Source organism: Stappia sp. (assembly GCF_965276915.1).
Lineage (GTDB): Bacteria > Pseudomonadota > Alphaproteobacteria > Rhizobiales > Stappiaceae > Stappia.
On the sequence record NZ_OZ255709.1, the window covers coordinates 3,696,491 to 3,709,421 of the forward strand.

The 12,931-nt window shown below is 67.2% G+C and carries 12 protein-coding genes; 8 read left to right on the forward strand and 4 right to left on the reverse strand.

The window, feature by feature from the left end:
• Positions 1-185: 185 nt before the first annotated feature.
• Positions 186-1,346 carry a pyridoxal phosphate-dependent aminotransferase gene (locus tag ACQY46_RS17025; protein ID WP_428697194.1) on the reverse strand — a complete coding sequence of 387 codons (1,161 nt, stop codon included), beginning with the start codon at positions 1,344-1,346 and terminating at the stop codon, positions 186-188.
• 342 nt (positions 1,347-1,688) lie between these two features.
• On the opposite strand from ACQY46_RS17025, the gene ACQY46_RS17030 reads away from it, so the two are divergent.
• The 6 genes from ACQY46_RS17030 to aat all read left to right on the forward strand — a co-directional run bounded on the left by ACQY46_RS17030 (position 1,689) and on the right by aat (position 7,107).
• Complete coding sequence (locus ACQY46_RS17030; protein ID WP_428697195.1) at positions 1,689-3,059, forward strand: M48 family metalloprotease; 1,371 nt, start codon at positions 1,689-1,691, stop codon at positions 3,057-3,059.
• A 71-nt stretch (positions 3,060-3,130) separates the two neighbouring features.
• Positions 3,131-3,883 (forward strand): DsbA family protein, encoded by a 753-nt coding sequence (locus ACQY46_RS17035; protein ID WP_428697196.1) that lies wholly within the window; start codon positions 3,131-3,133, stop codon positions 3,881-3,883.
• 184 nt (positions 3,884-4,067) lie between these two features.
• Positions 4,068-4,508 (forward strand): type II 3-dehydroquinate dehydratase, encoded by a 441-nt coding sequence (gene aroQ / locus ACQY46_RS17040; RefSeq protein ID WP_306028540.1) that lies wholly within the window; start codon positions 4,068-4,070, stop codon positions 4,506-4,508.
• Positions 4,509-4,556: 48 nt separating this feature from the next.
• Complete coding sequence (gene accB / locus ACQY46_RS17045; protein WP_428697197.1) at positions 4,557-5,012, forward strand: acetyl-CoA carboxylase biotin carboxyl carrier protein; 456 nt, start codon at positions 4,557-4,559, stop codon at positions 5,010-5,012.
• 14 nt (positions 5,013-5,026) lie between these two features.
• Positions 5,027-6,376, forward strand: coding sequence for an acetyl-CoA carboxylase biotin carboxylase subunit (gene accC / locus ACQY46_RS17050; RefSeq protein WP_428697198.1), 1,350 nt, complete (start codon positions 5,027-5,029; stop codon positions 6,374-6,376).
• A gap of 50 nt (positions 6,377-6,426) precedes the next feature.
• Positions 6,427-7,107 carry a leucyl/phenylalanyl-tRNA--protein transferase gene (aat, locus tag ACQY46_RS17055; RefSeq protein WP_428697199.1) on the forward strand — a complete coding sequence of 227 codons (681 nt, stop codon included), beginning with the start codon at positions 6,427-6,429 and terminating at the stop codon, positions 7,105-7,107.
• Between the two features lie 35 nt (positions 7,108-7,142).
• On the opposite strand, the gene ACQY46_RS17060 is transcribed toward aat, so the two are convergent.
• Positions 7,143-9,479 carry a heavy metal translocating P-type ATPase gene (locus tag ACQY46_RS17060; protein WP_428697200.1) on the reverse strand — a complete coding sequence of 779 codons (2,337 nt, stop codon included), beginning with the start codon at positions 9,477-9,479 and terminating at the stop codon, positions 7,143-7,145.
• Between the two features lie 101 nt (positions 9,480-9,580).
• Complete coding sequence (gene parA / locus ACQY46_RS17065) at positions 9,581-10,228, reverse strand: ParA family partition ATPase (RefSeq protein ID WP_428697201.1); 648 nt, start codon at positions 10,226-10,228, stop codon at positions 9,581-9,583.
• A gap of 215 nt (positions 10,229-10,443) precedes the next feature.
• Between parA and ACQY46_RS17070 the strand changes: the two genes are divergently transcribed.
• Complete coding sequence (locus ACQY46_RS17070; protein ID WP_428697202.1) at positions 10,444-11,142, forward strand: fumarylacetoacetate hydrolase family protein; 699 nt, start codon at positions 10,444-10,446, stop codon at positions 11,140-11,142.
• A gap of 28 nt (positions 11,143-11,170) precedes the next feature.
• Entirely contained in the window at positions 11,171-11,989 is an 819-nt protein-coding gene (locus tag ACQY46_RS17075) for a lysophospholipid acyltransferase family protein (RefSeq protein WP_428697203.1), read from the forward strand.
• A gap of 44 nt (positions 11,990-12,033) precedes the next feature.
• On the opposite strand, the gene ACQY46_RS17080 is transcribed toward ACQY46_RS17075, so the two are convergent.
• Complete coding sequence (locus tag ACQY46_RS17080; protein ID WP_428697204.1) at positions 12,034-12,834, reverse strand: hypothetical protein; 801 nt, start codon at positions 12,832-12,834, stop codon at positions 12,034-12,036.
• Between the last annotated feature and the right edge of the window lie 97 nt (positions 12,835-12,931).

Sequence of the window (12,931 nt, forward strand, 5' to 3'; positions counted from 1 at the left end):
GCGCCCGAATCCGGGGGTCGTCTCACGCCCTGGCAGGCTCTGAGCGAACTTTGGATATCGGAGGGTGCAATTCCGATAAGTTCTGGATCAGTATTTCAAAAATCAGGCAGGCAGATTGTAAAATCTGCCTGCCTTTTTTGTGAGCGTTGAGCCTGATCGGCCGCCTCCGGGTGCCCCCTGCCCTCCTATCCCTGTTTCGGCAACCAGCCGGCCAGCCGTTCCATCGCCTCCTCGATGACGGCAGTGTCGCCGGCGAAGGAAAAGCGCAGGTAGGAACGCCCGTTGACGGGATCGAAATCCGGTCCCGGCGTCGCCGCGATCCCGGTTTCCTCCAGCATGCGGCCTGCGAAGGCGACGCTGTCATTGGAGAACGGCCGGACGCTCGCATAGAGGTAGAAGGCACCGTCGACGGGAAGCATCTCGGTGAAACCGAGCCCCGGCATCCGCTCCAGCAGCACCGCCCGGTTGCGCGTGTAGCCCGCCTTGACGATCTCCAGATCGCTGCTCGCGCCGAAAGCCGCCGCCGCGGCCCGCTGCGAGAGTTCCGGCGGCGAGATATAGAGGCTCTGCGCGATCCGCTCGACCGGCCGCACCAGTTGCTCCGGCAGGACCATCCAGCCGATCCGCCAGCCCGTCATGCAGTAATATTTCGAGAAACTGTTGATGACGATGGCCTTGTCCGTGAAGGCGAGCGCCGTTTCCTGTCGCCCCTCGAAGACGAGGCCATGGTAGATCTCGTCGGAGATGAACCACAGGTCGAGCGCCTCGCAGGCCGCGTTGAGCGCCTTCAGCGCCTCCGGCGTCATCATCGTGCCCGTCGGATTGGCCGGCGAGGCGACCAGCACGCCCTTCAGCGGCGCCTCGCGATGGGCCGCCTCCAGCAGCTCCGGCGTCAGCGCCCAGCGGGTGTCGGCACCGACCTCGATCTCGACGGGAACAAGCCCCAGCGCCCGCAGGATGTTGCGATAGGCCGGATAGCCGGGTGCGGTGATCGCCACCCGGTCGCCCGGATCGAAGGCGGCGAGAAACGCCAGGTTGAACCCCGCCGACGAGCCCGTCGTCGCGACGATGCGCCGATCGCTCACCTCGATGCCGTAGGCCGCGCGGTAGTGCTCGGCGATCGCCCGCCGCAGCAGCGGCAGGCCGCGCGCCTCGGTGTAGCCGATGCGGCCCCCGTCCAGAGCCGCCCGGGCAGCGTCGAGCACCGCACGCGGCGCCGGTGCGCCCGGCTGGCCGACCTCCATGTGCAGGACGCGCGCGCCGGCCGCCTCCAGGGCGTTGGCCCGGGCAAGCACGTCCATTGCAAGGAACGGTTCGACCTCGGATCGGCGGGACACGTCGGGCATGGATGGCTTCCTGTTTCAAGAGCTGTCGGGGCGCGCTTTCCCCGCCGGCCGGCGAGCCGGCGGCAAGCGCGCCAATCTGGTGCCGCATTTACAGCGTTAAGAGGGCGGGAGCACATGTCGTCGCGGACAGTTGACCGGCCTCGTCCCGGTCACCTACCTTTCGCTCGCGCACCTGTCGAGGGGTGTTGCCCGATGCCGAGCCCTTGCCCCGGCCCCCAACCTGCGGCCGGCGCGAACGAGACCAGCAAGACCGTGAACAAAGGCCTGCCCATGCTCCCGTCCCTTTCTTCCACTCCCCGAACGGAAATGGCGACAGGCCGCGGCAGGCCCGGACGCGCGTTTGTGAAGAACCTGGCGGCGGCGGCGGTGGCCGGCGCGGTGGCGCTCGGCCCGCTGAGCGCACCGGTACGCGCGCAAGGGGGTATACCGCTGGTGCGGGACGCGGAAACCGAGGCCCTCATGCGCGACTATGCGGGACCGATTTTCGACGCCGCCGGCATTGCCCGCCAGCAGGTCGAGATCATTCTCGTCAACCGCAACGACTTCAACGCCTTCGTCGCGGATGCCCGGCGCATTTTCATCAATGTCGGAGTGATCACCGAGGCCGAGACCCCGGGCGAGGTCATCGGCGTCCTTGCGCACGAGACCGGACACATCACCGGCAATCATCTCGTCCGCCTGCGCCAGGCCCTTGCCAACGCGCAGATCATGGCGGTTCTCGGCACCATCCTGGGCGTCGGCGCCATGGCCGCCGGCGCCTCGTCCGGACAGTCGGGCATCGCGCAGGGCGGCGCCGGGGCCCTGACAGCCGGCACCGGGATCGCGCAGCGCAGCCTGCTTGCCTACCGGCGCGGCGAGGAGTCCATTGCCGACCGCGCCGCGATCACCTTCCTGGAAAAGACCGGCCAGTCGGCAAAGGGCATGCTGAAGACCTTCAGCCGTTTCGCCGACCAGTTGCTGTTCTCCGCCCAGTACACCGACCCTTACGCGCAGAGCCATCCGATGCCGCGCGAACGCCTCAATGCGCTGGAAACGCTTGCCCGCAAGAGCCGCTACTGGGACACGCCCGCCAACCCCGAGCTGCAGCTCCGCCACGACATGGTGCGGGCCAAGCTGATCGCCTACACCAGCCACCCGAACGTGGTTGCCCGGGCCTATCCGAGATCCGACGGCTCCCTGCCCGCCGAATATGCGCGCGCCGTCGTGACCATGCGCACCCAGAGCCGCCGCCAGGCGGTCGAGGTCATCGACAAGCTGCTGCGCCGGCAGCCGGACAATCCGTATTTTCATGAGCTCAAGGGACAGGCCCTTCTCGAATCGGGCAGTCCGAAGGCAGCGATCGGCCCGTTCCGCCAGGCCGTCGCCCTGCGTCCCAGGGAGCCACAGTTTCAGATCTGGCTGGGCTTCGCGCTCGTCGCCGCGAACGAGACGTCCGCGCTGGGGGAGGCGGAGCGGGTCCTCAAGCTCGGCCTGCAGATGGATCCCAACTCCCATATCGGATATTCGCAGCTCGCCATCGCCCTCGGCCGCCAGGGCAAGACGGCCGAGGCGGACCTTGCCACCGCGCGCGGCCTGATGGCACGGGGCGATTTCAGCGCGGCGAAACGCTACGCGGCCCGAGCACAAAAAAAATTGAAGCGCGGAACGCCATCCTGGCTACAGGCAGATGATATCGTGTCCTATAAGCCTCCGAAGCTTCCCGGCCGCTCTTGATGGCGGGACGCATTGCGAACGACACCTAACGGACCGGATTGAGGGCGTTCCCCCGGTCTCTGGAGACCCGAATGAAGAAGCTGCTTCTGGCCACCATCGCCGCAATGGCCTTCGTCTTTTCGCCCTTGGCGCAGGCCCAGGACACGCCCCTGGCGCGCGGCGACGTGGAGAAGATCGTCCGCGAGTACCTGATCGGGAACCCGGAAATCATCCGCGAGGCGCTTCAGGAACTGGAGCGGCGCGAGATGGCGGCGGCCAGCAAGGCGCGCACAGAGGCCCTGTCGGGCGTGGCCGACATCCTCTTCGACTCCACCCGTCAGGTCGAACTCGGCAACCCGGACGGCGACGTCACGCTGGTCGAGTTCTTCGACTACAATTGCGGCTACTGCAAGCGCGCCATGGCCGACATGGAAAAGCTGCTCCAGGAAGACAACAAGCTCCGCGTCGTGCTGAAGGAATTCCCGGTTCTCGGCCAGGGGTCGGTCGAGGCGGCACAGGTCGCGGTCGCGGTCAACATGATCGCGCCGGACAAGTATCACGACTTCCACCGTAATCTGATGGGCGCCCGCAGCCAGGCCAACAAGGCGAGCGCGCTGGCCGCCGCCAGGGAAGCCGGGCTCGACATGGACAAGGTCGAGGCCTCCCTCGACGATCCGGAGGTCAAGACCTCGATCCAGGAAGTCTACATGCTGGCGAACCGGCTCGGCCTGACCGGGACCCCCTCCTATGTCATCGGCGACGACGTGGTGATGGGCGCCGTCGGCTACGACCAGCTCAAGGGCAAGATCGACTCGATGCGCAATTGCGGCCAGGCGACCTGCTGAAGGCGGAGCGGGTCTCCCTCCCGGCCCGTCGGTCGGCGCCTCGGTCTCGCGCCGCCCGCAACGGCCTGTGCGAGACCGCGGGAGGCGACAACAGGTCTTTTCCTGCGCTTCCCAAGTCCCTATAAGGGGCACAGTGATGCCACGTGACGCGCCACCCGTGTCGCGTCACCCTTGCGGGGAATGAATGTCCGCCTCGATTTATGTCCTCAACGGTCCGAACCTCAACCGGCTCGGCACACGGGAGCCTTCCACATACGGAACGGCAACCCTTGGCGATATCGAAAGCCTGTGCCGCGATGTCGGGGAGGATCTCGACCTGGAGATCGAGTTCCGGCAGTCCAACCACGAGGGCATGCTGGTCGACTGGATCCAGGAGGCGGGCGATCTCGCGCAAGGACTGGTGATCAATCCCGCCGCCTTCACGCACACGTCCGTGGCGCTGCACGATGCCATCCGCGCCGCCGAGATACCGACCGTCGAGGTTCACCTTTCGAACGTCTTCGCGCGGGAAGCCTTTCGGCATCATTCCTACGTGTCGCCGGTCGCGCTCGGCGTGATCTGCGGCTTTGGTCCGACTGGCTACCGGCTTGCGCTCGAAGCGCTGTCGACCGTCATCAGGCCCTGACCACGGCCCACGCGGCCCGTTCAACCACGAAAAGATCAAGACAGGCAAATGTCGGAAAAGAAAGACCAATTCGATCAGGACTTGATTCGCCAGCTCGCGGCTCTGCTTGACGAGACCAACCTGACGGAGATCGAGCTCGAGCGCGACGAGTTCCGCGTCCGCGTCGCCCGCCAGATCACGGTCGAGGCGCCGGTGTCGGTCGCCCGCGCGGCGCCCGCCGCCCCGGCCGCTCCCGCGGCGGCTCCCGCCTCCGCCGACCCGGCCGGTCATCCCGGCGCCGTCCCCTCGCCCATGGTCGGCACCGCCTATCGCGCGGCCGAGCCCGGCGCGCGCAACTTCGTCGAGATCGGCGACACCGTCAACGTCGGTGACACGCTGGTCATCGTCGAGGCGATGAAGACCATGAACCAGATCCCCTCTCCCCGCTCCGGTCGCGTCACCGCGATCCTGGTCGAGGACGGGCAGCCGGTGGAATACGGCGAACCGCTCGTCGTCCTCGAGTGACGGGGGCCGAACCCATGTTCTCGAAGATCCTCATCGCCAATCGCGGCGAGATCGCGCTGCGCGTGCTGCGCGCCTGCAAGGAGCTCGGCATCCAGACCGTGGCGGTGCATTCGACCGCCGATGCCGACGCCATGCATGTGCGCCTCGCCGACGAAAGCGTCTGCATCGGCCCGCCGCCGGCGCGCGACAGCTATCTGAACATTCCCCAGCTTCTGGCCGCCTGCGAGATCACCGGCGCCGACGCCGTGCATCCCGGCTACGGCTTCCTGTCGGAGAACGCCCGGTTCGCCGAGATCCTCGAAGCGCACAAGATCACCTTCATCGGCCCGACCGCGGAACACATCCACATCATGGGTGACAAGATCGCGGCCAAGCAGACGGCGAAGCGTCTCGGCATTCCCGTGGTGCCGGGCTCCGACGGCGCGGTGAAGCCGGGCGACGATGCCCATGCGATCGCGCGCGAGATCGGTTACCCCGTGCTCGTCAAGGCCGCGGCCGGCGGCGGCGGGCGCGGCATGAAGGTTGCCTTGAGCGAAAAGGACCTCGACACGGCGCTGTCGACGGCCCGCACGGAAGCCAAGAACGCCTTCGGCGACGATGCTCTCTACATGGAGAAGTATCTCGGCAAGCCGCGCCATATCGAGATCCAGGTGCTGGGCGACGGGCGCGGCAACGCGATCCACCTGGGCGAGCGCGACTGCTCGTTGCAGCGCCGCCACCAGAAGGTCCTCGAGGAGGCGCCCTCGCCCGCCCTCAACGCGGCCCAGCGCAAGGAAATCGGCGAGATCGTTGCCGATGCCATGCGCAAGCTCAAGTATCGCGGCGTCGGCACGATCGAGTTCCTCTACGAGAACGGGGAGTTCTATTTCATCGAGATGAACACCCGCCTGCAGGTGGAGCATCCGGTGACCGAGATGATCACCGGCATCGACCTCGTCAACGAGCAGATCCGCATCGCCTCGGGCGCCGAGCTGACGCTTCGCCAGGAGGATGTGCTGTTCGAGGGCCACGCCATCGAATGCCGCATCAATGCCGAGAACCCGCGCACCTTCGCGCCCTCGCCGGGCCGGATCACCTATTACCACCCGCCGGGCGGTCTGGGCGTGCGTGTCGATTCCGGCGTTTATCAGGGCTACCGGATCCCGCCGCATTACGACAGCCTGATCGGCAAGCTGATCGTCCACGGCCGCAACCGCGTCGAGTGCATGATGCGCCTGCGCCGCTGCCTCGACGAGTTCGTGGTGGATGGAATCGAGTCGACGATTCCGCTGTTTCGTGATCTCGTCGACAATCAGGACATCGCCAACGGCATGTACGACATTCACTGGCTCGAGAAGTATCTCGCCGCCAAGTCGGACGACTGAGACCGCGGGAGGCGGGCTTTGCGGCTGCGTCTCCCGCCCGAAAGGTTGCCATGGCCGGGAACAAGAACGATCCGCTGGTCATCACGCCGCACGTCCTGCTCAAGGCCTATGCCTGCGGCATCTTTCCCATGGCGGAATCGGCGGACGACGCCAACCTTTTCTGGATCGAGCCCGAGCAGCGCGGGATCCTGCCGCTCGATGCGTTCCACATCCCCAAACGCCTGCGGCGAACCATCCGCCAGGACCAGTTCGAGGTCCGGGTGGACAGCGATTTCCAGGGCGTCATCGACGGCTGTGCCGCGCCCGCGGAGGGACGCCGCAAGACCTGGATCAACGCGGAGATCAGGCGACTCTATGGCGCCCTCTTCGACATGGGCTATTGCCACACCGTCGAGACCTGGCGCGAGGGCAGACTGGTCGGCGGCCTCTACGGGGTCTCGCTCGGGGCGGCGTTTTTCGGCGAGAGCATGTTCGCCTTCGAGCGCGATGCTTCGAAGGTCGCACTGAGCCATCTGATCGCACGGCTCATCGCCGGCAACTATGCCTTGCTCGACACCCAGTTCGTCACCGGCCACCTCTCGCAGTTCGGCACGCTCGAGCTTCCCAAGGCACGCTATGACAAGATGCTCGAGGCGGCGCTGAACCGGTTCGGGGATTTTTCCGTCCTGCCTGCCGCCGCCGACGGCCGCATGGTGCTCGACACGCTCGACATGCGCGCGCCGGGCGTGTGACCTGCGGCCGTCGACGACGTTCATGATGCAGGAGGCTACGTCCCGGACTGCCCGCCGGCGCGCACCGGATCATAGGCGAGCAGCCTGAGCGCATTGGCGGTGACAAGCACCGTCGCACCCGTGTCGGCCAGGATCGCGATCCACAGGCCCGTGATCCCGAGCACCGAGGTCACGAGGAACACGCCCTTCAATCCCAGCGCGATGGCCACGTTCTGGTGGATGTTCGACATGGTCGCCCTCGCCAGCCGGATCATTGCGGCGACATCGCCCACCCGGTCGCGCAGGATCGCCGCATCCGCCGTCTCCAGCGCCACATCCGTTCCCGAGCCCATGGCAACGCCGAGGCTCGCCTGCTTCAGCGCCGGCGCATCGTTGATGCCATCGCCCACCATCATCACCGGCCCGCCCTGCGACAGTTCGCGGATCGCCACCAGCTTGTCTTCCGGCAGGAGGCGGGCCCGCTGCTCGATGCCGATGACATCGCCGATCGCGGCTGCCGTGCGGGCATTGTCGCCCGTCAGCATGACGGCCGAGACATCGAGGCGCGCCAGCTCCCGGATCGCGCGGGCCGCGTCCTCCCTGGGCTCGTCGCGCATGGCAACCAGGCCGATGGGACCTTCCGCGCCATGGACGACCACGACCGTCTTGCCGGCATTCTCCAGCGCGCTCGCCTCCCGCTCCAGATCGTCCGGCAAGCGGCCTGCCTCCAGCGCCTGGGCCGGGCTGGTCACGTGGATCTCGCCCCGCCCGGCAAGCTCGGCCACCACGCCGCGTCCGGGAAGCGCCCGCGCCGCACTGGCGGCGGGAAGCGCAAGTCCGTCATTCTCCGCCCTGATCAGGATTGCCTTTGCAAGCGGATGGCTCGAGCCGTTCTCCACCGCCGCTGCCAGCATCAGCACCTCTGCCTGCGGCGTGCTGCCAAAGGGGACGATGTCGGTGACGACGGGCCGTCCTTGCGTCAGCGTCCCGGTCTTGTCGAAAGCCACCAGCCGCGTGGCCGCCGCCGCCTCGACGACGGAGCCGCCCTTCATGAGAAGCCCGCGCCGCGCGCCCGACGAAAGCCCGGAGGCAATGGCCGCCGGCACGGAGATCACCAGCGCGCAGGGGCAGCCGATCAGAAGCAGGGCCAGCGCCCGGTAGATCCACACGTCCCAGGGCAGGCCGAGGGCAAGCGGCGGAACAAGGGCGACCAGAACGGCAATGCCGACGATGAAGGGCATGTAGACCCGGCTCAGCCGGTCGATGTAGCGCTCCGTCGGCGCGCGTGCCTCCTCCGCCTCCTCCACCAGGCGGATAATGCGCGCGATCGTGTTGTCGGACGGTTCGCGGGTGACGCGGATGGTGAGCGCCGCCTCCGCATTGATCGAGCCGGCGAAGACGTCGTCGCCGGGCGAGCGCGTCTGCGGCATGCTTTCACCCGTGACAGGGCTCTCGTCGACGCCGGAGCTCCCCGCAACGACCGTCCCGTCCGCGGGCACCCGGTCGCCGGGACGCACCAGCACCTCGTTTCCGACCGCAAGACTGTCCGCCGGGACCTCACGCGGACGCCCGCTCTCCAGAAGCAGCGCCGTCTTGGGCAGGAGCTTCACCAGCGAGCGGATGCCGCTGCGGGCCTGATCGGTCGCGACCCCCTCCAGCAGCTCGCCCACAGCGAACAGGAACACCACGAGTGCCGCCTCCTCGGACGCGTCGATGAACAGCGCGCCGGTCGCGGCAATGGTCATCAGCATCTCGATGGTGAACGGCATGCCGGCACGAAGCAGGGCAAAGGCGCGCCGGGCAACGGGAAACAGGCCGATGAGGCACGCCGCGACGAAGGCCCAGCGGGAGATCCCGGGAGAAACAAGCAGCTCGGTTGCCCAGGCCGCCGCGAGCAGCGCGCCCGTCAGGATGACCAGCCGCCCCTTGCCGGTCCGCCACCAGGACTGGCCCCGCTCAGAGGGATCGTCATGATCATGGGCATGGCTGTGGCTGTCGCCGTGTTTGTGGTCGCCGTCTTTGTGGCCGCCGTGCCCGTTGTCGTTCCTGTTGTCGTTCCTGTGGTCGTGGCCACCGCATCCGCACGCGCCGTGGTCCTCGGCCTCGCGCCCGCTCGCATCCTCGCCCGCGCCTTCAGGATCGAGGCGCCGGCGCGCGCTGGTCTTGTAGCCGATGGCGCCGATCGCCCGCTCCACGGCCTCCGGCCGGGTGCGTGCCTCGTCGAGGGAAACCCGGAGCCGCTCCTTCATCAGCGACACCTCGACCCCGCTGACACCGGAAACGCGCTCCACCGCCCCGCGCGCCTTGGCGACGCAGGAGGCGCAGTCCATGCCCTCGACGGTCCATTCGTACCGGGTTTCGGCGGTCGCGACGCCAGCTGTCTTCTCACTCATGTCAGTCCTTCCTCTCCGGCCGGACCGGAGGCTTTCTGGAATCTGACATGAGACATAATCCCTCTAGCCACTATAGCTTCAAGGGCAAAATTCGGAAAAAATCAGGCCGGTCCGATCAGGCGCGCGATTTCCTCGGCGAGATGACGCGCCTCCTCCGCCCCCTTGCCACGCGGATCGGTCTCCAGGATCGTCCGCCCGCTTCCCATCGACGCGGCGAAGGCCGTGCGGTTGCCGAGCCGGGCCACGGCCACGCGGAAGCCGTTCTCGCCGATCGCGGCCATCACTTCCTCCGTCAGCGCGGCGCGCGGCGGCACGCGGTTGAGCACCACCAGCGAACCCGTGCCTTCCCGGCGGGCAAGCTCGACCGTCTGGCCGGTCGCCCAGAGATCGACCGGCGTCGGCTGGACGGGAATGATGACCATGTCGGCCGCCTCGATGGCCGGGCGAACGTCGGAATCAGTCTTGGGCGGGGTATCGACGATCACCACCCCGTGGTCGCGTGCCAGCGAACGGGCCTCGCGGCGCGCCCCCCAGCCGCTGGAGGTGCGGAAGGTCAGTCCCGTGCCGACATCCCCGAAGGCGTCTTCCCGGGCCTCGTACCATGTGCCGAGCGACCCTTGCGGGTCGACATCGACCAGCGCCACCGGAAATTCGCCTTTCAGGGCAAGGGCAACGGCAAGATGGGCGGCAAGGGTCGTCTTGCCCGAACCGCCCTTCTGCTGTGCAACGGAGATGATGCGACCGCCCATTCTTCACTCTCGCCCAAGCTGCTGTTGCCGACTACTGTTGCACTGCACCACGTCAATGACAATGACGATCTCAGCGAGTGCTGGACCGCGAAAGCGGCAACACGTAAACCGGAGGGCGCGGACCGGCCGCGGCGGAACGGACAGCCTGCCTGCCATCGTCCGCGCCTGTCCGCACAGGTACCAGCCATCATCGCCACCTCACCAGGAGACAGGCCTTGTCAGAGTTCGTCCTTGCCCCGCCGCCCGTGCCGAGTGTCGCCGTGGAGGGAAGCAGCGCACGCTTTCCCGTCCGGCGCGTCTTCTGCGTCGGCCGGAACTATGCGGCCCATGCAAGGGAAATGGGCAAGGATCCGGACCGGGAGCCGCCGTTCTTCTTCACCAAGCCGGCCGACGCGGTCTGCGATGCCGGCGGCACGGTGCCCTACCCGCCGCTGACCGAGGACCTTCACTTCGAGATGGAACTCGTCGTCGCCATCGGGATCGGCGGCAGCAACATCGATCCGGCTGACGCAACCGGCCACATCTGGGGCTATGGCGCCGGCATCGACCTGACCCGCCGCGACCTGCAGGCGCAGGCGAAGGAAATGGGCCGCCCCTGGGACTGGGCCAAGGGCTTCGACTTCTCCGCCCCCTGCTCGCCGCTGGTTCCCTGGAGCCGCTGCGGTCATCCGACCTCCGGCCGCATCACCCTTGCCGTGAATGGCGAGACCCGCCAGGACGGCGATCTTGCCGACCAGATCTGGCCTGTCGCCGACATTGTCGCCATCTGCAGCCGCTCGGTCATCCTGCGCCCCGGCGACCTGATCTTCACCGGGACGCCGGCCGGCGTCGGCGCGACGCGGCCCGGGGACCGGCTCGAGGGATCGATCGAGGGGGTCGCCTCCCTTGCCGTGACAATCGCCGAACGGCGCTGACATACGGCCGCGAAAGGACATGCCCCGGATGAGCGAACTTCCGCCGGCCAAGGTGGATCATGCGACCGGTTCCGGAGACGGCGCCCGGCCGCGCCTGCGGCGTCCGCGCGGCTGGCGCGCGTTCCTCGCCGCCCTGCGCTCGCTGGTGTTCCTCGCCCTCGCCCTCGTCACCCTTGTGCTCTTCGCTCCCTTCACCCCGCTGCTCGTGATGCCCCGCCGCCATGTGCTTGCCTGCGCCAATAGGATCGTCCGATTCTGGCTCTGGCTTCTTTCCGCGGTGACCGGGCTGCGCTACGAGGTGCGCGGCCGGGAGAACCTGGCCGCGGCCGGCGCCTGCCTGGTCGCCTCCAAGCACCAGTCCGCCTTCGAGACCCTTGCCCTGCAGATCATCCTCGACGATCCGGCGATCGTGCTGAAGCGGGAACTGACCCGGATCCCCGTGGCGGGCTGGACCATGTGGCGGCTGCGCCATATCGGCATCAACCGCAAGGCGAAAGCGGCCGCGCTTGTCGATCTTGTCCGCCAGGCCAGGCAGCGTCTGGCGGAGGGCCGCCCGGTGGTGATTTTTCCCGAAGGCACCCGCGCGGCCCCCTTCGCCGCCCCCGACTACAAGCCGGGCGTCGTCGCCCTCTACCGCGCGCTGAAGGTTCCCTGCGTGCCGATCGCGCTGAATTCCGGCGTGTTCTGGCCACGCAACAGCCTCTGGCGCTTCCCGGGCACGATCGTCGTCGAGATTCTGCCGGCGATCCCTGCCGGCCTCGATTCGGTCAGCTTCTCGGCCCGGCTCGAAAACGCGATCGAGAGCCGCACGACGGAACTCGTTGCCGCCGCCCTGGCGCCAGACTGACGCCAGACCAGCGCCAGACTGACGCCAGACTGGCGCCAGCCCGTTCAGGCCATCGTCCGCGCTTCCAGTCGCCAGGATCCTGTCGAGACCAGGCTGCGGGTCATCCGGAAGACTTCCGGCGCATAAAGCATGAAGTGGAAGATGTAGGCCGAGATCGTCACGATCTCGTGGATCGTGTAGAAATTGTAGACGTCATATTCGGGGATCGGCAGATCGAAGCCCTTGATCACGAACAGGACAAGATAAAAGACGGCGAACCCCGCGGTCACGAAGGCAAGATAGCGGCGAATACGCGAATAGGTCGATTCAAGACGCAGGTAGGGACAGCCCTCGCGGCTCGGCAAACGTACCAGGCGGGTTGCCACGATACCGCTGAGAAGAATGGCTATCGCCTGAAAAACAAAAAAGAAATAGCTCCCGACCATGTGGATGTCATGGTCTTGCCGAAAGGTGACCTGCGTGCAAACGACCATGCCGGCCGTTCCGCAGGCCTGTACCGCCATGAACACATACATCAGCCGGCGCAGGCTGGCGCGCGCCGCCGGGTTGCCCTCGGTACGCAGCCGGATGGTGGCCAAATAGGCATTGCACAGTGGCACGAGCGCCAGCGCCATGACGCAGGCGACCGCGAGAATGACGGCCGCGAAGGGCTCGCCGATGAACGGATCGCTGATTGCACGGCTAACCGTCGGCGCACTATGCTGGACGTAGTCGGGGTGGCGCTGGTAAAAGGCCCAACGGGCCCAGATCATCATGATGATTGCCGATCCGGGCACGATCACAACGGGAGCTGCAAGAAGCAGGCCCGCAGCCGCAGCGAAATTAGACGCCCGTTCCTTGGACATGCTCAAGCCCCGCATCGCACAGCAGTTTTTCCTGGCACAGTGGCAACCAAGCCAGACCCCCGCCCGCGATGTCCCGGCCCATCCCGCAAGCCTCGCG

Excerpts from the sequence above, each read along its gene's own strand:
- ACQY46_RS17035 (WP_428697196.1), top strand. The coding sequence starts at position 3,131 with ATGAAGAAGCTGCTTCTGGCCACCATCGCCGCAATGGCCTTCGTCTTT.
- ACQY46_RS17080 (WP_428697204.1), bottom strand. The coding sequence starts at position 12,834 with ATGTCCAAGGAACGGGCGTCTAATTTCGCTGCGGCTGCGGGCCTGCTT.
- ACQY46_RS17075 (WP_428697203.1), top strand. The coding sequence starts at position 11,171 with ATGAGCGAACTTCCGCCGGCCAAGGTGGATCATGCGACCGGTTCCGGA.
- aroQ (WP_306028540.1), top strand. The coding sequence starts at position 4,068 with ATGTCCGCCTCGATTTATGTCCTCAACGGTCCGAACCTCAACCGGCTC.
- accB (WP_428697197.1), top strand. The coding sequence starts at position 4,557 with ATGTCGGAAAAGAAAGACCAATTCGATCAGGACTTGATTCGCCAGCTC.
- ACQY46_RS17025 (WP_428697194.1), bottom strand. The coding sequence starts at position 1,346 with ATGCCCGACGTGTCCCGCCGATCCGAGGTCGAACCGTTCCTTGCAATG.
- accC (WP_428697198.1), top strand. The coding sequence starts at position 5,027 with ATGTTCTCGAAGATCCTCATCGCCAATCGCGGCGAGATCGCGCTGCGC.
- ACQY46_RS17060 (WP_428697200.1), bottom strand. The coding sequence starts at position 9,479 with ATGAGTGAGAAGACAGCTGGCGTCGCGACCGCCGAAACCCGGTACGAA.
- aat (WP_428697199.1), top strand. The coding sequence starts at position 6,427 with ATGGCCGGGAACAAGAACGATCCGCTGGTCATCACGCCGCACGTCCTG.
- parA (WP_428697201.1), bottom strand. The coding sequence starts at position 10,228 with ATGGGCGGTCGCATCATCTCCGTTGCACAGCAGAAGGGCGGTTCGGGC.